This window comes from Pseudomonas sp. F9001 (genome assembly GCF_013385435.1).
GTDB lineage: Bacteria > Pseudomonadota > Gammaproteobacteria > Pseudomonadales > Pseudomonadaceae > Aquipseudomonas.
On the sequence record NZ_JACAPX010000032.1, the window covers coordinates 70,314 to 91,962 of the forward strand.

At 61.9% G+C, this 21,649-nt stretch carries 24 protein-coding genes; 14 read left to right on the forward strand and 10 right to left on the reverse strand.

The annotated features are described in order from the left end of the window. The first annotated feature begins 173 nt into the window (after positions 1 to 173). The 3 genes from HX818_RS24970 (at position 174) to HX818_RS24980 (ending at position 3,218) form a co-directional block, all read left to right on the forward strand. Complete coding sequence (locus HX818_RS24970) at positions 174 to 1,298, forward strand: ATP-binding protein (protein WP_177020920.1); 1,125 nt, start codon at positions 174 to 176, stop codon at positions 1,296 to 1,298. A gap of 90 nt (positions 1,299 to 1,388) precedes the next feature. After that, positions 1,389 to 2,849: an ATPase domain-containing protein gene (locus tag HX818_RS24975; protein WP_087692346.1), complete on the forward strand. Its 1,461-nt coding sequence runs from the start codon at positions 1,389 to 1,391 to the stop codon at positions 2,847 to 2,849. Positions 2,850 to 2,855: 6 nt separating this feature from the next. Beyond that, a complete protein-coding gene (locus HX818_RS24980) occupies positions 2,856 to 3,218 on the forward strand; it encodes a response regulator (protein WP_102369993.1) in 363 nt (120 codons plus the stop codon). 99 nt (positions 3,219 to 3,317) lie between these two features. Here HX818_RS24980 and HX818_RS24985 read toward each other — a convergent pair whose 3' ends face one another. The 5 genes from HX818_RS24985 to HX818_RS25005 all read right to left on the reverse strand — a co-directional run bounded on the left by HX818_RS24985 (position 3,318) and on the right by HX818_RS25005 (position 7,382). Continuing rightward, the gene (locus tag HX818_RS24985) at positions 3,318 to 4,016 is read right to left on the reverse strand and encodes an OmpW family protein (protein WP_008436467.1); all 699 of its coding nucleotides are present in this window, start codon (positions 4,014 to 4,016) and stop codon (positions 3,318 to 3,320) included. 96 nt (positions 4,017 to 4,112) lie between these two features. Next, entirely contained in the window at positions 4,113 to 4,634 is a 522-nt protein-coding gene (locus HX818_RS24990) for a DUF3299 domain-containing protein (RefSeq protein ID WP_008436468.1), read from the reverse strand. 11 nt (positions 4,635 to 4,645) lie between these two features. Next, positions 4,646 to 5,911 carry an ABC transporter permease gene (locus HX818_RS24995; RefSeq protein ID WP_003210004.1) on the reverse strand — a complete coding sequence of 422 codons (1,266 nt, stop codon included), beginning with the start codon at positions 5,909 to 5,911 and terminating at the stop codon, positions 4,646 to 4,648. Position 5,912: 1 nt separating this feature from the next. Continuing rightward, the gene (locus HX818_RS25000; RefSeq protein WP_008436477.1) at positions 5,913 to 6,623 is read right to left on the reverse strand and encodes an ABC transporter ATP-binding protein; all 711 of its coding nucleotides are present in this window, start codon (positions 6,621 to 6,623) and stop codon (positions 5,913 to 5,915) included. 147 nt (positions 6,624 to 6,770) lie between these two features. Next, positions 6,771 to 7,382 carry a DUF2796 domain-containing protein gene (locus HX818_RS25005; RefSeq protein ID WP_177020921.1) on the reverse strand — a complete coding sequence of 204 codons (612 nt, stop codon included), beginning with the start codon at positions 7,380 to 7,382 and terminating at the stop codon, positions 6,771 to 6,773. A 135-nt stretch (positions 7,383 to 7,517) separates the two neighbouring features. Here HX818_RS25005 and HX818_RS25010 point away from each other — a divergent pair, with 135 nt between their 5' ends. Next, complete coding sequence (locus HX818_RS25010) at positions 7,518 to 7,865, forward strand: hypothetical protein (protein WP_003209997.1); 348 nt, start codon at positions 7,518 to 7,520, stop codon at positions 7,863 to 7,865. Between the two features lie 3 nt (positions 7,866 to 7,868). Here HX818_RS25010 and trxA read toward each other — a convergent pair whose 3' ends face one another. From trxA to HX818_RS25025, 3 genes are all read right to left on the reverse strand, one after another. After that, on the reverse strand, positions 7,869 to 8,741 hold the full coding sequence (gene trxA, locus HX818_RS25015; protein ID WP_003209995.1) for a thioredoxin: 873 nt from the start codon (positions 8,739 to 8,741) through the stop codon (positions 7,869 to 7,871). A gap of 152 nt (positions 8,742 to 8,893) precedes the next feature. Next, on the reverse strand, positions 8,894 to 9,550 hold the full coding sequence (locus HX818_RS25020) for a methyltransferase (RefSeq protein ID WP_087692350.1): 657 nt from the start codon (positions 9,548 to 9,550) through the stop codon (positions 8,894 to 8,896). Continuing rightward, positions 9,547 to 10,005 carry a YbaY family lipoprotein gene (locus tag HX818_RS25025; RefSeq protein WP_003209991.1) on the reverse strand — a complete coding sequence of 153 codons (459 nt, stop codon included), beginning with the start codon at positions 10,003 to 10,005 and terminating at the stop codon, positions 9,547 to 9,549. Before HX818_RS25025 ends, HX818_RS25020 begins: the two co-directional genes overlap by 4 nt. 139 nt (positions 10,006 to 10,144) lie before the next feature. On the opposite strand from HX818_RS25025, the gene nrdR reads away from it, so the two are divergent. The 10 genes from nrdR (at position 10,145) to HX818_RS25075 (ending at position 17,563) form a co-directional block, all read left to right on the forward strand. Continuing rightward, positions 10,145 to 10,615, forward strand: coding sequence for a transcriptional regulator NrdR (gene nrdR, locus HX818_RS25030; RefSeq protein WP_003209990.1), 471 nt, complete (start codon positions 10,145 to 10,147; stop codon positions 10,613 to 10,615). Further along, positions 10,612 to 11,748 (forward strand): bifunctional diaminohydroxyphosphoribosylaminopyrimidine deaminase/5-amino-6-(5-phosphoribosylamino)uracil reductase RibD, encoded by a 1,137-nt coding sequence (gene ribD / locus HX818_RS25035; RefSeq protein WP_003209989.1) that lies wholly within the window; start codon positions 10,612 to 10,614, stop codon positions 11,746 to 11,748. Before nrdR ends, ribD begins: the two co-directional genes overlap by 4 nt. A 34-nt stretch (positions 11,749 to 11,782) precedes the next feature. Next, on the forward strand, positions 11,783 to 12,460 hold the full coding sequence (locus tag HX818_RS25040; RefSeq protein ID WP_003209988.1) for a riboflavin synthase: 678 nt from the start codon (positions 11,783 to 11,785) through the stop codon (positions 12,458 to 12,460). A 16-nt stretch (positions 12,461 to 12,476) separates the two neighbouring features. Further along, positions 12,477 to 13,568: a bifunctional 3,4-dihydroxy-2-butanone-4-phosphate synthase/GTP cyclohydrolase II gene (gene ribBA / locus HX818_RS25045; protein ID WP_003209987.1), complete on the forward strand. Its 1,092-nt coding sequence runs from the start codon at positions 12,477 to 12,479 to the stop codon at positions 13,566 to 13,568. Positions 13,569 to 13,658: 90 nt separating this feature from the next. Further along, a complete protein-coding gene (gene ribE, locus HX818_RS25050) occupies positions 13,659 to 14,135 on the forward strand; it encodes a 6,7-dimethyl-8-ribityllumazine synthase (protein ID WP_003209986.1) in 477 nt (158 codons plus the stop codon). Continuing rightward, positions 14,132 to 14,632: a transcription antitermination factor NusB gene (gene nusB / locus HX818_RS25055; protein WP_003209985.1), complete on the forward strand. Its 501-nt coding sequence runs from the start codon at positions 14,132 to 14,134 to the stop codon at positions 14,630 to 14,632. Before ribE ends, nusB begins: the two co-directional genes overlap by 4 nt. A gap of 18 nt (positions 14,633 to 14,650) precedes the next feature. Next, positions 14,651 to 15,604 carry a thiamine-phosphate kinase gene (thiL, locus tag HX818_RS25060; protein ID WP_008436495.1) on the forward strand — a complete coding sequence of 318 codons (954 nt, stop codon included), beginning with the start codon at positions 14,651 to 14,653 and terminating at the stop codon, positions 15,602 to 15,604. 128 nt (positions 15,605 to 15,732) lie between these two features. Next, complete coding sequence (gene ribA, locus HX818_RS25065; protein WP_003209983.1) at positions 15,733 to 16,350, forward strand: GTP cyclohydrolase II; 618 nt, start codon at positions 15,733 to 15,735, stop codon at positions 16,348 to 16,350. Further along, the gene (locus tag HX818_RS25070; RefSeq protein WP_008436498.1) at positions 16,347 to 16,766 is read left to right on the forward strand and encodes a nuclear FMR1 interacting 1 family protein; all 420 of its coding nucleotides are present in this window, start codon (positions 16,347 to 16,349) and stop codon (positions 16,764 to 16,766) included. Before ribA ends, HX818_RS25070 begins: the two co-directional genes overlap by 4 nt. Next, complete coding sequence (locus HX818_RS25075) at positions 16,766 to 17,563, forward strand: cobalamin-binding protein (RefSeq protein ID WP_177020922.1); 798 nt, start codon at positions 16,766 to 16,768, stop codon at positions 17,561 to 17,563. Before HX818_RS25070 ends, HX818_RS25075 begins: the two co-directional genes overlap by 1 nt. Positions 17,564 to 17,670: 107 nt before the next feature. On the opposite strand, the gene HX818_RS25080 is transcribed toward HX818_RS25075, so the two are convergent. Together HX818_RS25080 and dxs are read right to left on the reverse strand one after the other, a co-directional pair. Continuing rightward, on the reverse strand, positions 17,671 to 19,566 hold the full coding sequence (locus HX818_RS25080; protein ID WP_177020923.1) for a TonB-dependent receptor domain-containing protein: 1,896 nt from the start codon (positions 19,564 to 19,566) through the stop codon (positions 17,671 to 17,673). A gap of 134 nt (positions 19,567 to 19,700) precedes the next feature. After that, the gene (dxs, locus tag HX818_RS25085; RefSeq protein ID WP_177020924.1) at positions 19,701 to 21,599 is read right to left on the reverse strand and encodes a 1-deoxy-D-xylulose-5-phosphate synthase; all 1,899 of its coding nucleotides are present in this window, start codon (positions 21,597 to 21,599) and stop codon (positions 19,701 to 19,703) included. Positions 21,600 to 21,649: the final 50 nt, after the last annotated feature.

Below are 21,649 nucleotides of genomic sequence, written 5' to 3' on the forward strand. Positions count from 1 at the left end.
AAGTCGGATGCGCCACGGCATACGAAAAATTTGAAACCTTTGGTGCGCCCGGTCATCCATGCCAATAGGGATTGATTGTGCTTACGGCTCGTTCAGCAAAAGCAAAAGTCTGCATTCAGAAGAAGACTTCGCCCATCCAGCCATGGGCAGCCTAAAAGAGGAGCCCACCCATCATGGCAACACATTCTCCGCTGAATGGTTCGCCGCCGCCTCACGATGATGTGTATGAGGAAGCGCACGACCTGCAGTTCGCTTTGAGTGCCGCCGGGCTTGGTATATGGCGCCTGGATTTGACGACGGGCGAGCTGAAGACCTCAGCCACTTGCCGCCTCAACTTCGGACTCGAACCACAGATACCGTTCAGTTATGAACACATGCAGCGCCTGGTGCACTCCGAAGACAGAGGCCGAGTGGCTGACGCATGGGATCACTCGATCGCTCAACGCTGCGCCTACGACGTTCACTACCGGATCGTCACGCCCCACGGTGAAACTCGCTGGCTGCACGTGTGTGCCAGAGCCCGTTACGCCGATGACGGTCAGCCCGTCGCGATGACGGGAACCGTTCAGGATGCGACCCAGGAGCGGTTACTGCAGTCGCAGAAGATGGAAGCGCTGGGGCGGATAACGGGTCGCGTGGCTCATGACTTTAACAACCTGCTGACGGTGATCCGTTCTTCAGCAGATCTTTTGAAGCGTCCTTCAGTATCGGAAGAGCGGCGGCTGCGCCTGGTGCAAGCCATTTCCGAGGCGGTAAAGCGTGGTTCTCACTTCACCAGCCAATTGCTGTCCTTCGCTCGCAGGCAAACCCTCCATCCCGCACCGCTGGACGTCAATTCAAGCACGTTGGCCATGGCCGATACGATTGCTTTGCGGGTTGGCACAGGCATCCACGTACGCATTGAGTCCAGAGCAGCACCCTGCGTTGTTCACGTTGACCCAGAACAGTTTGAAACCGCCATTCTCAATATGCTCATGAATGCCCGAGACGCCATGCCTGATCACGGTGAGGTGGTCATCCGTGTTGAGTCGATGGACCTTATCCCTGCGTCCAATGGTCATGCCCTTATGAACGGAAGTTACGTTGCCGTCTCCATCACAGACAATGGTTCGGGTATCGCACCGCTCAACCTCGACAGAATCTTTGAACCGTTTTTCTCCACCAAAGGCAACGGCCAGGGAACCGGGTTGGGGCTCAGCCAGGTATTTGGTTTTGCCAAGCAGTCGGGGGGAGAGATCAGGGTAGAGAGTCGTCCTGGTCAGGGAAGTACGTTCACGCTTTATTTGCCCCGCGCTTGAACGGGCTGAGTGGATAGCCCGATTGCACAAATGGAGTTAGCATCGTAAACCTTCGGCTCAAGAGCCTGTTGTTCACATCAGGGTTGCATTGTGGAAAAGCTAAATCGCCTTCAAAGCGGAATAGAAGGGCTGGATGCTCTGCTCAAGGGTGGGCTAGTCGCAGGTGCCTCCTACATCATCCAGGGGCGCCCGGGATCCGGTAAAACGATCCTCGCCAATCAGCTGGGGTTTAACCATGCGCGCAATGGGGGCCGTGTACTGGTTGCCACGTTGCTGGCCGAATCCCACGACCGTTTATTTCAGTTCCTCTCGACCCTGAACTTCTTTGATGCTTCCCGGGTGGGAGCCGAGATTCAGTTCGTCAGTGCGTTTGACACCCTTGAGAACGAAGGTCTCGATGAAGTGGTCAAGCTGCTTCGGCGTGAGATCAGTCGTCAGAAGGCCACCGTGTTAGTGGTCGACGGCTTGCTCAATGCACGCTCCAAGGCTGACTCGCCCATCGACACCAAAAAATTCATTTCCGAGCTGCAAGGGCACGCCGCGTTCGCCGGTTGTACGGTGCTGTTTCTCACCAGTTCCCGGTTGGACGACGGCAGTCCCGAGCACACCATGGTTGATGGTGTGATCGAGATGGGTGAAGAGCTTCACGGCAGCCGTTCGGTGCGCCGTATTCACCTGCGCAAAACTCGAGGCAGTGGTGCACTGACCGGACTGCACGAGTGTGAAATTACCGACGATGGCCTGGTGGTTTATCCGCGTCTGGAAAGCCTCTACAGCCATCCGTCTTTACCTGACAGTGCCGATCTGACGCGTATCACCAGCGGCATCGGTTCGCTGGACGCCATCATCGGCGGTGGCCTGCACAGCTCTTCCGTTACCCTCGTCATGGGGCCTTCCGGCGTCGGGAAGACCACGCTGGGGCTCAGGTTTCTCGCAGAGTCGACAGTGGACGCGCCGGGCCTGCATTTCGGTTTTTATGAAAGCCCGCAGCGGTTACGTCTCAAAGGCCAATCGCTGGGGATTGATATCAAGGGTATGGAAGAAAGTGGTGCGCTGAGTATTGCCTGGCAACCCACCACAGAAGGCCTGATCGATGGTCTCGGCGCACGGCTGCTGAAAATGGTTGAGGAAAAGGGCATCAAGCGCCTGTTCATCGACAGCTTGAGCGGCATGACCCGGGTGTCGACAAACCCGGCTCGTATCACTGATTTCTACAGCGCCTTGATGAGCGAGCTTCGTGCCCGTGGCGTAACGGTGTTTGCCTCATGGGAGATGCGTGACGTTTTTGGTTCGGAGGTCAGCTCTCCAACCCCGGACCTCTCCAGTATTGTCGATAACCTGATGCTGATGCGTTTCTTCGAGATTCAATCTGAACTAAGAAGAATGCTTTCGATTCTTAAGGTACGAGACAGCTTCTACGATCCTTCGCTTCTTGAAGTGGTAATCCATGAAAACGGCGTTGACCTGAAGAAGGCATCAAGAAATGCGTTGGCGGTCCCTAATGATTCTTCGCTGCCGGGCTCAACGTCCAAAGTCTCTGATTCGGGTTGAACTGACATGACCACCATCCTGGTCGTCGACGACGAGTATTTGATCGCTGACATTCTCGGCTATGCGCTGGAGGATGAGGGGTACATGGTCGTAAAAGCGAGCAATGGCCAGAAAGCACTCGAGGTCCTGGAGCGCGAGCGGCCAGCGTTGATCATCACCGACTTCATGATGCCGGTCATGGATGGCCAGGAGTTTGCCGAAGCTGTCCGCGCGCTACCGGCAGTCAATCACTTGCCCATCATCCTGATCAGCGGAGCCCAGGCCCATATTGGTATGGAGCGGTCGGACTTGTTCAATGCAGTGTTGAATAAGCCGTTCAACATTGACGTGGTCATTGCTGAAGTTCGCCAGCTCCTGGCTGAAGCCTGACTCGCAGCACACGGGCGTGTGCCTGGCTTCTGATTGGCGCTTGCCTCCAGGGGAAGCCTCACAAAAAAGGCCCTGTACAACAGGGCCTTTGGGTAGAACCTAGAACTTGTAGCCAATACCGACCATGTACACCATCGGATCAACATCCACATTAACCTTGGCCCGGGTGCCCTGGCCCAGGGCGTTGTTGTCCACGGTGGCCTTGGTGCTGATGTCGATGTAGCGCGCCTGGGCGTTGATCATCCACTTGTCGTTGATCATGTAGTCCGCACCGATCTGCGCCGCCCAGCCCCAGGAGTTTTCCGCCTTGAAGTTGCTGAAGCCGGCCTCCTGGGCGCGACCGCCGACGTGCTCGTCGTAGATCCAGGTGTAGTTGATACCGGCGCCGATGTACGGTTGGAATACCGACTTGCTGTCCAGCGGGTAGTACACGACGCTCAGGGTCGGCGGCAGGTGTTTCAGCGAGCCGAGCTTGCCGTTGGCCGGGGCCAGGGCGGTGTTCTTGATCTTCACATCATGTTCGAACGGTGTGGCCGCCAGCAGTTCGATACCCCAGTGGCTGGTGAACATATAGGCGAAGTTCAAGCCCAGCTGGGTGTCGCTGCTCATGGTCGCCTTGCCGCCCAGGTTGGTCCCGGCCAGCGGGCCCTGGTCAACCTTGACACTGCTGCTGTCCGCTTTCGGGTTGACGGTGATGGCACCGGCGCGAATCAGGATGTCACCCGCTTCGTGAGCGTGGGCAACAGGGGCGACGAGGGCGAGCGCGACAAGCGACGCGCCGAGCAGGGACTTGTTCATGGGAGCTCCAAAGGACGTTATTAATTGCTTGTGTCCAATGGTAAAGATCGTAACGTTCGAGCTTTTGACTCAGCTCAATGAAAGCGCAATCACGGGTTATTCCTGCAACTCGTACACATAGATCTTGTCGGCATCCATCTGGTAGCCGGCGTCGGCCAGTTCACTGCTGGACGGTTTGACCTGCATCTGGCCTTCGATCCAGTACGGTTGATACAACTCGTCGAGCTTCACGCCGACTTCGCTTTTCACATGCACGATCTGGTTCGACGGCGGTGGCGGCACGTGAATGCAGGCGCCGAAATACGGCACCAGCAGGAACTCCGTGGTGCGGCCTTCCTCGCTGACTTCCAGCGGCACGATATAACCCGGCAGGCGGATGTGCTTGCCGTCCAGGCTTTGTACGACCGGCGCGTTGGGCAGGTCCTGCTTGGCGGCCGGCGCTGACTCCACCGACAACGCATCGGCCATGCCCGACAAGTCGTGCAGCGGTTTCATGTTGGGGATTTCCGGCGGCGCGTCCGGCGGGATCATCTCCTGCCACGACAGGTCCTTGGGCTGGTCTTCAGCCCACACGGGCAGGGCCACCAGCAGTAACAGTGCGAGCACGACGCGACGCATCAACAGCTTCCTCATAAACGTATCGACAGGCCGTCGGCCAACGATTGCCGGTAGGCGCGCCAGGCTGGCACGCTGCCCATCAGCAGGGCTGCGACGAGAATACCGCCCAACAAAGTCCATTCATATTCGCTCGGCAACGACAGCGGCAGGTCCAGGCCGTAATTGGCCTGCAAATACCCGCGCGACGCGGCGATGCACACATACAGCAGCCCGACGCCGGCGATCACGCCCGACAATGCCAGGGCGAAAGCTTCGAAGATCAGCAAGGTTGCAATGTGCCAGGGCCGCGCGCCCACCGAACGCAGGATTGCCATTTCCCGGCGGCGCTCGTTGAGGCTGGTGAGGATCGCGGTGAGCATGCCGATCAAGCCGGTCAGCACCACGAACAGCGAGATCACGAACAGCGCTTTTTCAGCGGTGCCCATCATGCTCCACAGCTCTTGCAGCGCCACGCCCGGCAGGATCGCCAGCATCGGCTCGCCACGGAACTCGTTGATCTCCCGTTGCAGGGCGAAGGTGGAAATCTTGTTGTTCAAACCGAGCATGAACGCGGTGATGGCTTGGGGCGTCAGGTCCATGTTGCGAGCCTGGTCGGCGCTGATCCGGCCTTTGCCCTGGGCCGGTACGCCGTTGTGCCAGTCGATGTGAATCGCTTCCATGCCGCCGAGACTGATATGCAGTGTGCGGTCCACCGGAGTGCCGGTGCGCTTGAGAATGCCGACCACGGTGAAGGGCTTGTCATCGTGCTTGACCAGGCTGACCACCGCCACGCCGTGGGCCAGCACCAGCTTGTCGCCGAGCTTGTAATGCAGCGCGTCGGCCACTTCGGCGCCGAGCACCACTTCGAATGGATCGGTGGCGAAGGCGCGGCCGCTGGCCAGTTCCAGGTTCTGCCGGCGGCCGTATTGGTAGTGTTCGAAATAGGATTCGTTGGTGCCCATCACGCGGTAGCCACGGTGGGAGTCGCCGAGGGAAATCGGGATCGCCCATTTCACCTGCGGGTTGGCCGCGAAGTGCTCGTAGCTGTCCCAGCGAATGTTGTTGGTGGCGTTGCCGATGCGGAACACCGAATACAGCAGCAAATTCACCGAGCCGGAGCGCGCGCCGACGATCAGGTCGGTACCGCTGATGGTGCTGGCGAAGCTGGCGCGGGCTTCGGTGCGTACCCGTTCCACCGCCAGCAACAGGCACACCGACAGGGCGATGGCGAAGGCGGTGAGGATCGCGGTAAAGCGGCGGTTAGCCAGGCTGGCCATGGCTAGTCGAAACAAATACATCTCAAACCTCTGCGGGCGTGGCGGCGCGATTGAGTTCGGCCAGCGACAGGTTGCGGTCGAACAGCGGCGCCAGGCTCTGGTCATGGCTGACGAACAACAGGCTGGCGCCTGCTTCGCGGCATTCGGCGAACAGCAACTGAATGAAGGCTTCCCGGGCGTCGTAGTCCAGGGCCGAGGTCGGCTCGTCGGCGATCACCAGCTCCGGCTGGCCGATCAGCGCACGGGCAGCGGCCACCCGTTGTTGTTGGCCGATGGACAGGGAGTCGGCGCGGCGCTCCAGCAGGCTCTTGTCCTTCAGGCCCAGGTGGGCGAGCAAGGTCGCGGCAGCCTGGTCGACGCTGCCGTGACGCTGGATTGCCCGCTGCGCCCGTAACGTTGAAAAGTGGCAGGGCAACTCGACGTTCTCGCGCACCGAGAGAAACGGCAACAGGTTGAACTGCTGGAAGATGTAGCCGGTGTGGTCGACCCGGAAACGGTCGCGGGCGCCGGCCGAGAGTTCGGTCAGCTCCTGGCCCAGCAGGCGAATACTGCCGCGGCTGGGCTTTTGCACACCGCCCAGCAGGCCCAGCAGGGTGGTCTTGCCACTGCCGCTGGGGCCCTTGAGGAACAGGGTTTCCCCCGGCTCCAGGCGAAACGTCGGGATGTCCAGCAACTGTGGGTGACCCGGCCAGTTGAAGCCCAGGTCAGACAGTTCGATAAGTGCTTGGGTCATAGGAAATCAGGGGTCTGGCTCGATTTGGATGATGGCACCGATCAACTGTAGGAGCTGGCTTGCCTGCGATGGCATCACCGCAGTGTTTCTGGAGCACCGCGGCGTCTGCATCGCAGGCAAGCCAGCTCCTACAGTGTGGTGTTTACATCAGAATTTCAGGGTGGCTGCTGTGGCCGTCGCTTCCACACCCTGCTGGCCGCTCGGGCCAATGAGTTGTACCTGAATTTTCTGGGTGGCGGGGAAGGTCTTGAACACCTGGGTCAGGTCGAGGTTGCTCAGCGCGGTCGGCGTGGCGCAGGTGAACTGGTAGTGAGCGTGGATTTCGCTGTGGTCGTGGTGATGTTCGTGGGCGGCGGCGCCTTTGCCATCGGTGGCGTGGTCGTCATCGTCTTCATCGTGGTCGCCTTCAGGCTTGTCGCCGAACAGCGGGCTGTTCAGTTCCTGGGTGCTGATCACGCAACCGGCGGCCTTGGGCAGGCTGAACAGCACCAAAGGTTGTTCAAGTTGTTTGCGGGCAGCGGCGACCTTGGCTTTGTCGGCGGACGTTGTAGCGAGGTGTTCGAAGCCCACCAGGTTCATCGCCGGGCTGTCCAGTTCCAGCTCCAGGGCCTGGTCGTCGAGCACCGCGTTGAGGCGACCCACGCCGTGTTCGTGGGCACCGAGGCTGCCGTGCTCGTGATCATGGTCGTGCTCGTCGGCAGCCTGGGCGATGGCCAGTGGCAACAGGGCAAACGGCAAAGCGAGCAGCAAACGGCGCATGGTGGAGCTCCCGGACAAAGATGAAAGTTTTGTTATGTGATCTTATAACAAATTTGCGAGGAGTTTGACCGCCTGCTTGGCGTAGCGCAAGACGCGTGGGAGCATGCTCGTCAGAAAAGTGCGGGAGTAAGTGCGATGTTGAGAATTCGTGGAACCGTCGGTGACCTGCCGGTGGACTTGACCCTGGAGCTGGATGACGGCGACTGGGCCCGGCTGGGCGCGCAGTTGCAGGCCAGCAAAACCCCGAGCGCCGAACCGGTAGTGACGCCGGCGGCGGGTAACCTGGACGAGAGCCTGTGGCAGGCCGCCCAGGATTTGCTGCGCAAGGCCGGGCAACTCAACGGCCTGGAATTGCTTGATCAGCTGGAAGGCCTGGCCGGCAGCGCCTCGGCGGGCAAGCGCCTGCTGGTGCGCCTGCGCCATAGCGCCAAGGTCAAGGTAGCCAGCGGCGGGGATACGCCGCTGTACAGTTGGATCGAGTAAGGCTTAATACAGCGCGGCGAACAGCTTGCGGCGGTACACCGTGACAAGCGGGTGATCGTTGCCGAGCAGTTCGAACACCTGCAGCAGCGTCTTGTGGGGCAGGCCTTCGCTGTAGCTGCGGTTGCGGATGAACAGCTTGAGCAAGCCATCCAGCGCGGCGTCGTATTGCTGGCGCGCCAGTTGTTGCACGGCCAGTTGGTACACCGCCTCGTCATCCTGCGGGTTTTGCGCCAGGCGGGCTTTCAGGTCTGCGGCGTCCGGCAGGTCGGCGGCCTGGCGCAGGAAAGTGATCTGCGCCTTGGCGCCGGCCAGTGCGGCCTTGTGATCATCGCTCTTGACGGCGTCGAGCACGGTTTGCGCTTCGCCCAGTTCACCGCGCTCGGCCAGGCAGCGTGCGTACAGGATCAGCGCGGCGGCGTTGGTGTTGTCTTCGCCAAGCAGGGTGACCAGCACGGCCTCGGCGTCGGTGATACGGCCTTCGGCAAACAGCGCCTGGGCCTGCTCCAGTGGATCGGCAGCCGCCGGTGGTGGCATCTGCACATGGGGCTCCAGCATCGCGCGCACGGCGGATTCAGGCTGCGCACCGGCAAACCCATCCACTGGCTGGCCATCCTTGAACAGCACCACGGTCGGCAGGCTGCGAATGCCAAAGCGCGAGACCACGTCCGGCTCGGCATCGCAATCGACCTTGGCCAGCAGCAACTCACCCTGATAACTCTCGGCAATCTGCGCGAGCATCGGCATCAACGCCTTGCACGGTGCGCACCACTCGGCCCAGAAATCCACCAGCACGGGTTTTTCGAAGGAGTTCTGGATCACCGCCTGATCGAAGGTGGCGGTGGTGGCATCGAAGATGTACGGCGTGGGCTCACTCATGGGGAATCTCGAAGAAAGCAGGGGATGGGGCAACTATAAGGGTTGGTGGGGTTAGCTGAAAGCGGGGCGGTCTCAGGATCGCAATCGCAGGCAAGCCAGCTCCCACAGGGGAATGCATTTCAAATGTGGGAGCGGGCTTGCCCGCGATGCTCTCAAGCGCGCTGCGAATGGTACAGGCTCACCTTGCGAAACTCCCACGGCTCGGCCAGGTCGGGCAGTGTCAGGGCGTCGAGGATACCCAGGCGCTGATACTCCGGGTGCTGGAAGTCCCGAACCCGGGAATCGGCGACCAGCGCTTCGCGGCCGCGTGTCAGGAATTGATCCAGCAGCGGCAGGTTCGCCCGGTCGTACAGCACATCGGCGACCAGGATCAGGTCAAACCGGTCGGCTTCGGTGAAGAAGTCTTCTGAATAGCCCAGTGTTACGCCGTTGAGTTCGGCATTCGCCCGGCAGGCAGCCAGGGCCAGCGGATCCAGGTCGCACGCCACCACTTCCAGCGCTCCGGCCTTTACCGCGGCAATCCCGGCAACACCCGAACCTGCGCCGAAATCCAGCACCCGCTTACCCGCGACCCACTCGGGGTTGGCCGCCAGGTATCGCGCCAGCGCCAGGCCACTGGCCCAGCAAAAGCTCCAGTACGGCGGCTCATGCAGGATGCGCCGGGTTTCTTCGGGGCTGAAGGCGCGGTCCATGTTGTCGGCGTCCAGTAACCACAGCGACAACTCGGTGCCCGGCAGCGGGCAGGGCACCAGTTGGGCGTCGCCGATCAGTTCGCTCAGTGCGCGTTGCAGGCCCAGCGGTGGCGTCATGGTGCGGGAACGAGTTGCAGCGGCCCGGTGGTCTGGGTGATCGCCTGGGTGATGCGCACCGGCGGCAGGTGCAGGATCAACTGGCCGGACTGGCTGGCGCGACCACGCAATTCAACGCGCCCGCCCGCCGGGAACGCTTGCGGGTTGAAGCGCAGGCGGAAGGCCAGGGGCTTGTTGTTGCCGATCAGCACGCTGCTGGCCAGCAGTTGTTGCGGGCGCGAACGGTCGTCGATCACCAGCAGCGCCAGTTCGACTTCCGCACCCGCCGGTATACCGTTCAATTGGCCGCTGACTTCACGCTGGTAGGCGGGCAACGGGCCGAGATCTTCTTCCACACCCGGCAGTTTTTTCTCTTGTTGCGGTGCCGGAGCCGGCGCCGCAGGTTTTGGGGCATGGCTGCTGCAGGCGACCAGAAAACCGAGCAACGTGAGCAAAACAAGTGGTCGTAACTGCATGTACGGCTCCAGAAAGGACAAAATCCGTGGCTTAAAAAATATGAAACATAATAGTCAGCCTATATACCGTAAAGGCTATGGCTTGTCTTGCCACAGGGATGCGCTACCATGGCCCTCCCATTTTTTGTTGCCTGCCACCATGCACTGTCCCTTCTGCGGTGCCAACGACACCAAGGTCATTGACTCGCGTCTGGTCGCCGAGGGCGAACAGGTGCGTCGCCGGCGTGAATGCCTGGCCTCTGGCTGCGGTGAACGTTTCACCACCTTCGAAACCGCCGAACTGGTATTGCCACGTCTGATCAAGACCGACGGCAGTCGCCAGCCTTTCGACGAAGAAAAACTGCGCGCCGGAATGCAGCGCGCCCTGGAAAAACGCCCGGTGAGTGTCGAGCGGCTGGAAGCGGCGCTGGTGCACATCAAGCACAAGCTGCGCGCCACCGGCGAGCGCGAAGTCAAATCCCTGGTGGTTGGAGAACTGGTGATGGGCGAGCTGCAAAAGCTCGACGAAGTCGCCTATATCCGTTTCGCCTCGGTGTATCGACGCTTCCAGGACCTCAACGAGTTCCGCGAAGAGATCGACCGCCTGGCCCGTGAGCCGGTAAAAGAATGAACCCACCTTCGGCAGAACAAGCGGTACTCGACGCCCATTACATGGCCCGTGCCCTGGAACTGGCGCGCAAGGGCCTGTACACCACCCACCCCAACCCGCGGGTTGGCTGCGTGATCGTGCGTGACGGGCAGGTTGTCGGCGAAGGCTGGCACGTGCGCACCGGCGAACCCCATGCGGAAGTCCACGCCCTGCGGGCTGCGGGCGACAAAGCCCGGGGCGCCACGGCCTACGTGACCCTTGAACCGTGCAGCCACCACGGGCACACACCGCCGTGCGCCGATGCCTTGGTGAATGCCGGCCTGGCCCGTGTGGTGGCAGCGATGCAGGACCCGAATCCGGAAGTCGCCGGGCGTGGCATGCGCCGCCTGGCCCAGGCCGGGATCGAGACCCACAGCGGCTTGCTGGAAAACGAAGCGCGGGCGCTTAACCCGGGCTTTCTCAAGCGCATGGAGCATGGCCTGCCGTTTGTGCGGGTCAAGTTGGCCATGAGCCTGGACGGTCGCACCGCGATGGCCAACGGCGAAAGCCAATGGATCACCGGCCCGGCCGCCCGTGCCGCTGTGCAGCGCCTGCGTGCCCAGGCCAGTGTGGTGCTGACCGGCGCCGACACGGTGCTGGCCGATGGTGCTCGCCTGACCGTGCGCGCCGCCGAACTGGGCCTGGATGAAGAAACCACCGCCCTGGCGATGTCCCGTCCGCCGCTGCGTGTGCTGATCGACGGCCGCCTGCGGGTGCCGCTGAATGCGCCGTTCTTCAAGGCTGGCCCCGCGCTGGTCATCACCTGCGTGACGCCGGATAACCAGTACCCCACAGGCCCCGAGTGCCTGGTGGTGCCGGGTGTCGACGGCCAGGTCGACCTGCGTTCCGCGCTGGTGGCCCTGGCGGCCCGTGGTGTCAACGAAGTGTTGGTGGAAGCCGGCCCAAGCCTGGCGGGTGCCTTCGCCCAGCAAGGGCTGGTGGACGAGTACGTGATATTCGTCGCCGGCAAGTTTCTTGGCTCTGCCGCCCGGCCTTTGCTGGACTGGCCGCTTGAGAAACTGGCCGACGCCCCCCAACTCAAGATCACTGAAATGCGCGCTGTGGGAGATGACTGGCGAGTCACTGCCATCCCTCTGCCATCAGCGAGCGTATAATTCCCGGCCTGCGCCACGTCTTCAGGAGAACGGCATGTTCACCGGCATTATAGAATCCATCGGCAGCATCCGTGCAATGACCCCAAAAGGCGGCGATGTACGCCTGCTGGTTGAAACCGGCAAGCTCGACCTGAGCGACGTCAAACTGGGCGACAGCATCGCCGTCAGCGGTGTGTGCCTGACCGTTATCGAGTTGCCTGGCAACGGCTTTGCCGCCGATGTCAGCCGGGAAACCCTGGACTGCACCGCGATGAACGACCTCAAGAGCGGCAGCCCGGTGAACCTGGAAAAAGCCCTGACCCCGACCACCCGTCTCGGTGGGCACCTGGTCAGCGGTCACGTCGACGGGGTCGGCGAAGTGGTTGCTCGCAGCGAAAACGCGCGTGCCGTGGAATTTCGCATTCGCGCACCGAAAGAGCTGGCCAAGTACATCGCCCACAAAGGCTCGATCACCGTCGACGGCACCAGCCTGACCGTGAACGCCGTGAATGGCGCCGAATTTGAACTGACCATCATTCCCCACACCCTGAGCGAAACCATCATGGCGTCGTACCAGCCGGGTCGCCGGGTGAACCTGGAAGTCGACTTGCTTGCCCGTTACCTGGAGCGCCTTCTATTGGGCGATAAGGCCGCAGAGTCTGACTCTCTTCAAGGGCCCGCCGGGAACATCACTGAAAGTTTTTTAGCCGCTAACGGCTACCTTAAATCCTGACCCAAGGGGGTGCCGCGTGGCGCTCAACAGCATCGAAGAACTGGTTGAAGACATCCGCCAAGGCAAGATGGTCATCCTCATGGATGACGAAGACCGCGAGAACGAAGGCGACCTGATCATGGCCGCCGAGTGCTGCCAGCCGGAACACATCAACTTCATGGCCAAGCACGCCCGTGGCCTGATCTGCATGCCGATGAGCCGCGAGCGCTGCGAGCTGCTGAAGCTGCCGTTGATGGCGCCGCGCAATGGTTCCGGGTTTGGCACCAAGTTCACCGTGTCCATCGAAGCCACTACCGGTGTCACCACCGGTATCTCCGCTGCTGACCGCGCCCGCACCGTACAAGCCGCTGCCGCGAAAGACGCCAAGGCCGAAGACATCGTCAGCCCGGGCCACATCTTCCCGCTGATGGCCCAGCCGGGTGGCACCCTGGCTCGCGCCGGCCACACCGAAGCGGCCTGCGACCTGGCGCGCATGGCCGGTTTCGAGCCGAGCGGTGTGATCTGCGAAGTGATGAACGACGACGGCACCATGTCCCGTCGCGCCGAGCTGGAAGAATTTGCCGCGCTGCACAACATCAAGATCGGCACCATTGCCGACCTGATCCACTACCGGATGATCCACGAACGTACCGTTCAGCGGATTGCCGAGCAGCCGCTGGACAGCGAACTGGGCCAGTTCAACCTGGTGACCTATCGTGATTCCGTGGAAGGCGACGTGCACATGGCCCTGACCCTGGGCACCATCTGCGCTGAAGAGCCAACCTTGGTGCGGGTGCACAACATGGACCCGCTGCGCGACCTGCTGATGGTCAAGCAACCGGGGCGCTGGAGCCTGCGGGCCGCGATGTCCGCGGTGTCCGAGGCCGGCAGCGGTGTTGTATTGCTGCTGGGCCATCCGCTGGATGGCGACGTGCTTCTGGCGCATATCCGCGAAACCGCCGACCACGCGCCGGTGAAAAAACCGACCACCTACAGCATCGTCGGGGCCGGTTCGCAGATCCTGCGGGACCTGGGCGTGCGCAAAATGCGCCTGATGAGTGCGCCAATGAAATTTAATGCCATATCCGGTTTCGACCTGGAAGTAGTAGAATACGTGCCCTCCGAATAAAGGTCGGCGTTGTTTGCCCCTTGTTCGCGGTTCAAATATCACTGAGGGGCGCGCACTAAGCGCGTCCCGGCTCTTTAAGAGATTTGTCGAATGACCCTGAAGACCATCGAAGGTACCTTCATCGCCCCCAAAGGCCGCTATGCCCTGGTGGTTGGCCGCTTCAACAGCTTCGTGGTTGAAAGCCTGGTAAGCGGTGCCGTGGATGCCCTGGTTCGCCACGGTGTGAGCGAAAGCGACATCACTATCATCCGCGCTCCTGGCGCCTTCGAAATTCCACTGGTTGCGCAGAAAGTTGCACAGCAGGGTGAATACGCGGCGATCATCGCCCTGGGCGCGGTCATTCGTGGCGGCACTCCGCACTTCGAATACGTGGCTGGCGAATGCACCAAGGGCCTGGCCCAGGTGTCCATGGAGTTCGGCGTGCCGGTCGCCTTTGGCGTCCTGACCGTTGATTCCATCGAACAAGCCATCGAGCGTTCCGGCACCAAGGCCGGCAACAAAGGTGCTGAAGCTGCCCTGTCCGCCCTGGAAATGGTCAGCCTGCTGGCGCAGTTGGAGGCCAAGTGATTAGCGACGACAGCGATCAGTTCAACCCCCAGGACCCGCGCCCGGCAGACGCCGGCAAGCCATCGAAAAGCGAAAAGCGTCGTTCGGCCCGCCAGCTCGCGACCCAGGCTTTGTACCAGCGCCACATGGCGAAAACCTCGCTGAACGAAATCGAGGCGCAGTTTCGCGTCGACAACGATTTCAGCGCGGCCGATGCCAGCTACTTCCACGACATCCTGCACGGTGTTCCGGCCAACTTGGCGGAGATCGACGCTGCACTGACGCCGTGCCTGGACCTGGCGATCGAAGAGCTGGACCCGGTTGAACTGGCCGTACTGCGCCTGTCCACCTGGGAACTGCTCAAGCGCGTCGACGTGCCTTACCGCGTTGTGATCAACGAAGGGATCGAACTGGCGAAAGTCTACGGTTCCACCGACGGTCACAAGTTCGTCAACGGCGTGCTCGACAAGCTGGCCCCGCGCCTGCGTGAAGCCGAAGTGAAGGCGTACAAGCGCTAACTGGCGCTTGCTGACGCAATGGGCGAGTTTGAGCTGATCCGCAACTACTTCGCCGCCGCGCCCTGTGCGCAGGGCGGCGAAGGCATTGCACTGGGGATTGGCGACGACTGTGCCTTGCTGGCTGTTCCTCCCGGGGAACAGCTGGCGATTTCTACCGATACCCTGGTGGCCGGCGTGCATTTTGCCGACCCCTGCGATCCGTTTCTGCTCGGCCAGCGCTCGCTGGCCGTGGCAGTCAGCGATCTGGCGGCCATGGGCGCCAATCCCCTCGCGTTTACCCTTGCCCTCACCACCCCGACGGTTGATGCCGATTGGCTACAACGCTATGCCCAGGGCTTGAACGCCATGGCGCAGGTTTGTGGCGTGGTTCTGGTAGGTGGCGACACCACCCGTGGGCCGCTGAGCCTGACCATGACCGTGTTTGGCCGGGTGCCGGCGGGCCAGGCCTTGACCCGCAGCGGCGCGCGGCCCGGCGACTTGCTGTGTGTGGGCGGTGAGCTGGGTAACGCAGCGGGCGCCTTGCCGCTGGTCCTGGGGCAGCGCACGGCGGAGGCGGCTATCGCCGAGCCGCTGCTGGCCCATTACTGGTCGCCGCAACCGCAGTTGGCGCTGGGCTTGGCGTTGCGGGGCAAGGCCACGTCTGCCATGGATATTTCCGACGGCCTTTTGGCTGATTGCGGGCATATCGCCAAGGCGTCGGCTGTCAGCTTGTTGATCGAGCAGCAAAAACTGCCGTTGTCCGCCGCCTTGCTGGCGTTCGTCGGTGAGGCGGATGCCCGGGTGGCCGCGTTGAGCGGGGGGGACGACTACGTACTGGCGTTCACCTTGCCGCCCGCCGAACTGGCGCCGCTGTTGGCCGCCGGTGTACCGGTCCATGTAATCGGCCGGGTCGAGGCGGGGCAGGGCGTTACCCTGCTGGATGCGTCTGGCCAGGACGTCACGCCGGCCATTCGTGGCTATCAACATTTCTGAAAGGCATAGAACCAAGCTGAAGGCCAATCGAACCTATTGATCTTTATCAGCGATAATTCAGCTTAAGCGTCTGTAGGAACCTACTGTTACAATCCCTCCCCTGTGAAATCTGAAATCAGGAGCACAAGGTGCCCGTCGTTTTCGTCGCCGCTTCCAAGCTGCCAACCCCTTTTGCCACGTTCACCATGAATGGCTTTCTTGAAGAAGCCACCGGGCGCGAACACGTTGTTCTCAGCCTCGGTGACGTGGCGGACGGTGCCCCGGTCCTCGGTCGCGTGCACTCCGAGTGCCTGACCGGCGATGCGCTGTTCAGCCAGCGCTGTGACTGCGGCTCGCAACTGGAAGCCGCCCTGCAGGCCATCGCCCGCGAAGGCCGTGGCGTGTTGCTGTACCTGCGTCAGGAAGGCCGTGGCATTGGCCTGCTGAACAAGATCCGCGCCTATGAGCTGCAAGATGGCGGCGCCGACACTGTGGAAGCCAACGAGCGCCTCGGTTTTGCCGCAGACCAGCGCGACTATGGGATCTGCCTGCCGATGCTCCAGCACCTGGGCGTCAAATCCCTGCGCCTGATGACCAACAACCCGCGCAAGGTCAAAGCCTTGACCGACATGGGCATCACCGTCGCCGAGCGCGTGCCTCTGCACACCGGCCACAACCCGCACAACAAGCTCTACCTGGCCACCAAGGCCAGCAAGCTCGACCACATGATGGGCAACGAGCACCAGGGCGAGGCCGATCGGGCGTGACGCGCGGCCAGGTCAAGCGGCGGCTGTCGTTTAACTGGTGGCAATACCTGGCGTTGGCGCTGGCGCCGTTGTTTGTGATCAACCTCGTGTTTGGCAAGGCCGAGCCCTTGCTGCCGGTGCTGGCGATGCCGTTTTTTATCGCCGGCGTAGCCTCGATGTTTGTCAGCCTGCGTTACTTCCACGGCTATAAACACGCGCTGATCGCCACCGGCAAAGCCCTCGATACCCCTGAAGAACCGGCTGCCTGGATCACCCTCGCGGCCCGCCGTCGTGTGGCGTTGCTGGTGGCTGCACTGCCGGCCTGGGTCGGCGCGCTGGCAGTGTTTGTCGGGCTGGAAGCGGTGCCGCTGTTTCTGTTGGCACTGTCGACCCTGGTGCTGTTCTACCTCTACCGCATCCCGCGCCAGTTGGGTTGATGCGCGTCTGGCTGGCGGTGTGGCTGCTGGTTGTCGCGGCCCAGGCTGCGGCGGTCGAGCGGGTGGTCAGCCTTGCGCCTTCGTTGTCTGAAATCGTCGTTGAACTGGGCGCCGCCGATTTGCTGGTGGGCGTGCTGGATGGCGGCGAGCGGCCACAGGCGTTGGCGAACGTGCCGTCTGTGGGCAACTACGGGCAGTTGGACATGGAGCGGCTGCTCAGCCTCAAGCCCGACCTGATCCTGCTTTGGCCCGGCAGCGTCGGCCCGGGCCCGCGTGAACAGCTGCAACGCCTGAACATCCCGGTATTTGTCGCCGAACCCCACAGCCTCGAACAACTCACCTCACAGGTCGAAACCATTGCCCGGCAACTCGGGCGGGATGACGCCGGCCGGCAATTGGCCGCGCAGTTGCGTCAGCGCTTGGCCGAGTTGCGCTCACGCTATCACCGGGCCGAGCCGTTGCGGGTGTTTTATCAGGTGTGGAACCAGCCGCTGTACACCGTGGGTGGCGGGCAGATCATCAGCGATGCGCTGAGTGTGTGCGGCGCGCGCAATGTGTTCGATGACCTGAAATTACCGGCACCGCAGGTCAGTATTGAGTCGGTGTTGCAGCGTAATCCCGAGGTGATTCTGGCGGGCGATCAAGCGCAGTTGGATGCCTGGAAGGCCTGGCCCCAGCTGGCGGCGGTAGCGAACGGGCATTTGCTGCTGGTGCCCGACAAGGGCCTGGAACGGCCCAGCGGGCAGATGCTGCAGGCGGTGGCGCGGTTGTGTCAGGTGATTGCACCGGGGCTGTGAGACCGCTATCGCAGGCAAGCCAGCTCCCACATTTGACCGAGTCGTCTGGATAAGCACGGTCCCCTGTGGGAGCCGGGCTTGCCCGCGATGAGGCCGGTGCAGACGACTTAGAGTTCCGGCGTCCAGGTCACCCCGAACATCAGTGCCCGGCCTTCTTCCCGATAGCCATATTGCTGGCCTTGATACTGATACAGCGCCCGGCTGTAGTCCTTGTTCAGCAGGTTATCGAGCTTCATTTCCAGCGTGACTTCATGGTTCACCGCCCAACTGCCCCGTAGCCCCAGCAAGCCATACCCGCCCAGGCGTTGCTGGTTCGCCGCATCGTCGTAGCTGCTGCTGACCGCTTGCCAGCTGGCGCCGACGCCGAATTGATCGAATTGGCGATCCAGGTCCAGGCTCAGGGTGCGCCGGGCTCGACGCGCCAGTGTGCGCCCGGTGTCGCGGTCGCGTGGGTCGATCAATGCAACGGCGAGGCTGCTTTGCCAGCCGAACAGTTCTTGCTTGAGCGCCGCCTCGAAGCCGTTGATGCGTGCGGCGCTGACGTTTTGCGGGCCGTTGCTGGCAAACACGATCGCGTCCTGAATATCGGTGCGGTACAGCGAGGCTTCCAGTCGGCTGCTGTCGCTGAGCTGGCTGCGCCATTGCACTTCGTAGCTTTTCGATGTCTCGGGCTTGAGGTTCGGGTTACTGTTTTTGAAGCCGAATTCGTCCGGGTAGTAGAGGTCGTTGAACGTAGGCGCGCGGAAGCCTTCGCTGTAGCTCAGCAACAGATCATTGTCCGGGTTCAGCGGCAGGGTGAAGGTGCCGCTCCAGCTGTTGTGGCCGCCGAACTGCTGGTTATCGTCGCGACGCAGGCCCAGTTCGGTGGAAAAGGACTGGGCTTGAAAGCGGTGCTGGATAAACGCCGCTCGATTCCAGCGACTGTCTTCGGCGAACGCTGTGCTGCTGTTGACCTGGTCCTCGTACCAGTCGCCGCCCAGGATCAGGCTGTTCTGCTCATTGAGGGTCAGGTCGTTCTGCCAATTCAGTGAGTTGCGGTAAGTGTTGAACACGCTGCGTTCGGTGCTGAGCTTGTCCCGGGTTTCTTCGCGGTTTTCGCTGTGGCCCGCTTCCAGCCGGGACTTCCACGTGTCATTGATACGCGCGTCAACATAGGTGCTGACACTGCTCACGGTGAAGTGGGTGTAGGGCTTTTGCTGGAAGCTTTGGAAGGTGGTCGAATCGAAGCGACCGAACGGGTTGTCGAATTCGCTTTTGCCGCGGTTATCCAGCACGTTCACACCCGCTTCGAGGTCATCGTTGAAGGCATGGCTCAGGCTGAAACTGATGGCCTGGTTGCGATAGGCGTCATGGTCACGGTCGCTGGGATAGGAGTCGTACGTGCGATTGATTCCCGCCGTGTCATCCAGGCTGGCGCCGAGGTTGAAGCGGGTTTGCGCATCGCCGCCGGACAAGCCCAGGCTGCGTTCCCACGTCTGGTTGCTGCCAAATCCCACATGCAGGCGGGGTTGCAGGCCGGACTCGTTACCACGCCGGGTGAAAATCTGGATCACCCCGCCAATCGCATCGCTGCCGTAGATCACCGAGCGCGAACCACGCAGGACTTCTACGCGTTCGATCTGCTGGATGTTCAGGTGCTGCAGGTTGCTGTCCCCGGAAGTCGAGTTGCCGATGCGCTGGCCGTCGACCAGCACCAGGCTCTGGGCCGACTTGGTGCCACGAATGTAAACGCTTGCCAGACTGCCACGGCCACCGGCCTGTGAAACCTGCACCCCGGGCACGCGGCTGAGCAAGTCGGTCACGCTGGTGGGTTGCAGGCGGTCGATGTCGTCGCGGGTGAAGACGGTGTTGGCGGCGCTGCTGTCGTTGCGCGCCTGGACCTGGCGGTTGGCGCTGATCACCATGTCGGGCAGCTTGAGGGCTTGGTCGCGTTCGAAACTGTCGGCGAGCAGGTCGGTGGCGGGCAGTAACAGAAGGGGCAGGGCGAGGCGAAGGCGGTTCATGGGCTATCCGTAGCGTTAAGGCCATACAAAACCAATGTGGGAGCTGGCTTGCCTGCGATGCAGGCACCTCGGTTTGTCAGTAACACTGAGGTGATGCTATCGCAGGCAAGCCAGCTCCCACATTTGATTGTTGTTTACAGATTCAAGAGTGCCATGCGCTGACGAACCGAAGCTTCAATCCCGGATTCATCCAGCCCGCACTCAGCCAGCATCTGCGCCGGCTTGGCATGCTCGACATACACATCCGGCAGGCCCAGGTGCAGCACCGACTTGAGGATATTCTCCCGCGCCAGGAACTCACTGACTGCCGCACCGGCGCCGCCCATGACGGCGTTTTCTTCGAGGGTCACCAGCAGCTCATGGCTGCCGGCGATCTCGCGCACCAGGGCCTCGTCCAGTGGCTTGACGAAACGCATGTCTACCACCGTGGCGTCGATCTTCTCGGCCACTTTCAAGGCTTCAGCCAATTGCACGCCGAACACCAGCAAGGCAACCCCGCTGCCCTGGCGGCGGACGATACCCTTGCCGATTTCGATAGGCTCAAGGTCCTTTTCGATCACCGCATTCGGACCATTCCCACGCGGATAGCGCACAGCCGCCGGGCCGTTGTACAGGTGGCCGGTGCTGAGCATCTTGCGCAGTTCGTTCTCGTCGCTCGGGGTCATCACCAGCATGCCGGGGATGCAGCGCAGGTACGAGAGGTCGAAGCTGCCGGCATGGGTCGGGCCGTCTTCGCCCACCAGGCCCGCACGGTCGATGGCGAACAGCACGTCGAGGTTCTGCACCGCGACGTCATGAATCAACTGGTCATAACCGCGCTGCAGGAACGTAGAGTAGATCGCGACTACCGGCTTGGCGCCTTCACAGGCCATGCCCGCGGCGAAGGTCACCGCGTGTTGCTCGGCGATGGCCACGTCGAAATAGCGCAGCGGGAAACGCTCGCTGAACGCCACCAGGTCGGAACCTTCCTTCATCGCCGGGGTGATGCCCACCAGGCGCGGGTCGGCGGCGGCCATGTCACACAGCCATTCGCCGAACACACCGGAATACTTTGGCCCGCTGGGCTTCTTCGGCGCGGCGGCCGGGGCGTTCAGCGGTTCCAGCTTGGTGATCGCGTGGTAACCAATCGGGTCGACTTCCGCCGGGGCGAAGCCTTTGCCTTTCTTGGTCACGATATGCAGGAACTGCGGGCCTTTAAGGTCACGCATGTTGCGCAGGGTGGCGATCAGGGTTGGCAGGTCATGGCCGTCGATCGGGCCGATGTAGTTCCAGCCCAACTCTTCGAACAGGGTGCCGGGAACCAGCATGCCCTTGGCATATTCTTCGGTACGACGGGCAATTTCCCACGCGCCGGGCAGACGCGAGAGCACCTTCTTGCTGCCTTCGCGCATGCTGGCGTAAGTGCGGCTGGAGAGGATTTTTGCCAGGTAATTCGACAGGCCACCGACATTGCGCGAGATCGACATGTCGTTGTCGTTGAGGATCACCAGCATGTTGGCATCCACTTCCGGCGCGTGGTTCAGCGCCTCGAAGGCCATGCCGGCGGTCAACGCGCCATCACCGATCACCGCAATCGCCTTGCGATCGCTGTTCTGCAGGCGGGCGGCAATCGCCATGCCCAGCGCTGCACTGATAGAGGTGCTGGAGTGGCCGACGCCAAAGGTGTCGTACTCGCTCTCGGAGCGGCGCGGGAAGGCGGCGATGCCATCCTTCTGGCGCAGTGTGGCCATGCGCTCGCGGCGTCCGGTGAGAATCTTGTGCGGATAGGCCTGATGACCCACGTCCCACACCAGCCGGTCGTCCGGAGTGTCGAATACGTAATGCAGCGCAATGGTCAGCTCGATGACGCCCAGGCCGGCACCGAAATGCCCACCGGTCTGGCCGACCGTGTAGAGCAATTCCAGGCGCAACTCATCGGCCAGGGTTTCCAGCTCGGCTTCACCCAGGCGGCGCAGGCCGGCTGGCGTGTTGGCACGGTCCAGCAGGGGCGTGGCCGGGCGCTTGCGGGGAATCTCTTGAAACGTCGTGGGCATCAGGCGAATCGTTATAGGTATAGAAGAGGCGGCAGTTTACCTCAAGCATC

Bases quoted from the DNA above. Each gene is read 5' to 3' on its own strand.
- HX818_RS24970 (WP_177020920.1), top strand. From the start codon at position 174: ATGGCAACACATTCTCCGCTGAATGGTTCGCCGCCGCCTCACGATGAT.
- HX818_RS24980 (WP_102369993.1), top strand. From the start codon at position 2,856: ATGACCACCATCCTGGTCGTCGACGACGAGTATTTGATCGCTGACATT.
- HX818_RS24985 (WP_008436467.1), bottom strand. From the start codon at position 4,016: ATGAACAAGTCCCTGCTCGGCGCGTCGCTTGTCGCGCTCGCCCTCGTC.
- HX818_RS24990 (WP_008436468.1), bottom strand. From the start codon at position 4,634: ATGCGTCGCGTCGTGCTCGCACTGTTACTGCTGGTGGCCCTGCCCGTG.
- HX818_RS24995 (WP_003210004.1), bottom strand. From the start codon at position 5,911: ATGTATTTGTTTCGACTAGCCATGGCCAGCCTGGCTAACCGCCGCTTT.
- HX818_RS25000 (WP_008436477.1), bottom strand. From the start codon at position 6,623: ATGACCCAAGCACTTATCGAACTGTCTGACCTGGGCTTCAACTGGCCG.
- HX818_RS25005 (WP_177020921.1), bottom strand. From the start codon at position 7,382: ATGCGCCGTTTGCTGCTCGCTTTGCCGTTTGCCCTGTTGCCACTGGCC.
- HX818_RS25010 (WP_003209997.1), top strand. From the start codon at position 7,518: ATGTTGAGAATTCGTGGAACCGTCGGTGACCTGCCGGTGGACTTGACC.
- trxA (WP_003209995.1), bottom strand. From the start codon at position 8,741: ATGAGTGAGCCCACGCCGTACATCTTCGATGCCACCACCGCCACCTTC.
- HX818_RS25020 (WP_087692350.1), bottom strand. From the start codon at position 9,550: ATGACGCCACCGCTGGGCCTGCAACGCGCACTGAGCGAACTGATCGGC.
- HX818_RS25025 (WP_003209991.1), bottom strand. From the start codon at position 10,005: ATGCAGTTACGACCACTTGTTTTGCTCACGTTGCTCGGTTTTCTGGTC.
- nrdR (WP_003209990.1), top strand. From the start codon at position 10,145: ATGCACTGTCCCTTCTGCGGTGCCAACGACACCAAGGTCATTGACTCG.
- ribD (WP_003209989.1), top strand. From the start codon at position 10,612: ATGAACCCACCTTCGGCAGAACAAGCGGTACTCGACGCCCATTACATG.
- HX818_RS25040 (WP_003209988.1), top strand. From the start codon at position 11,783: ATGTTCACCGGCATTATAGAATCCATCGGCAGCATCCGTGCAATGACC.
- ribE (WP_003209986.1), top strand. From the start codon at position 13,659: ATGACCCTGAAGACCATCGAAGGTACCTTCATCGCCCCCAAAGGCCGC.
- thiL (WP_008436495.1), top strand. From the start codon at position 14,651: ATGGGCGAGTTTGAGCTGATCCGCAACTACTTCGCCGCCGCGCCCTGT.
- HX818_RS25075 (WP_177020922.1), top strand. From the start codon at position 16,766: ATGCGCGTCTGGCTGGCGGTGTGGCTGCTGGTTGTCGCGGCCCAGGCT.
- HX818_RS25080 (WP_177020923.1), bottom strand. From the start codon at position 19,566: ATGAACCGCCTTCGCCTCGCCCTGCCCCTTCTGTTACTGCCCGCCACC.
- dxs (WP_177020924.1), bottom strand. From the start codon at position 21,599: ATGCCCACGACGTTTCAAGAGATTCCCCGCAAGCGCCCGGCCACGCCC.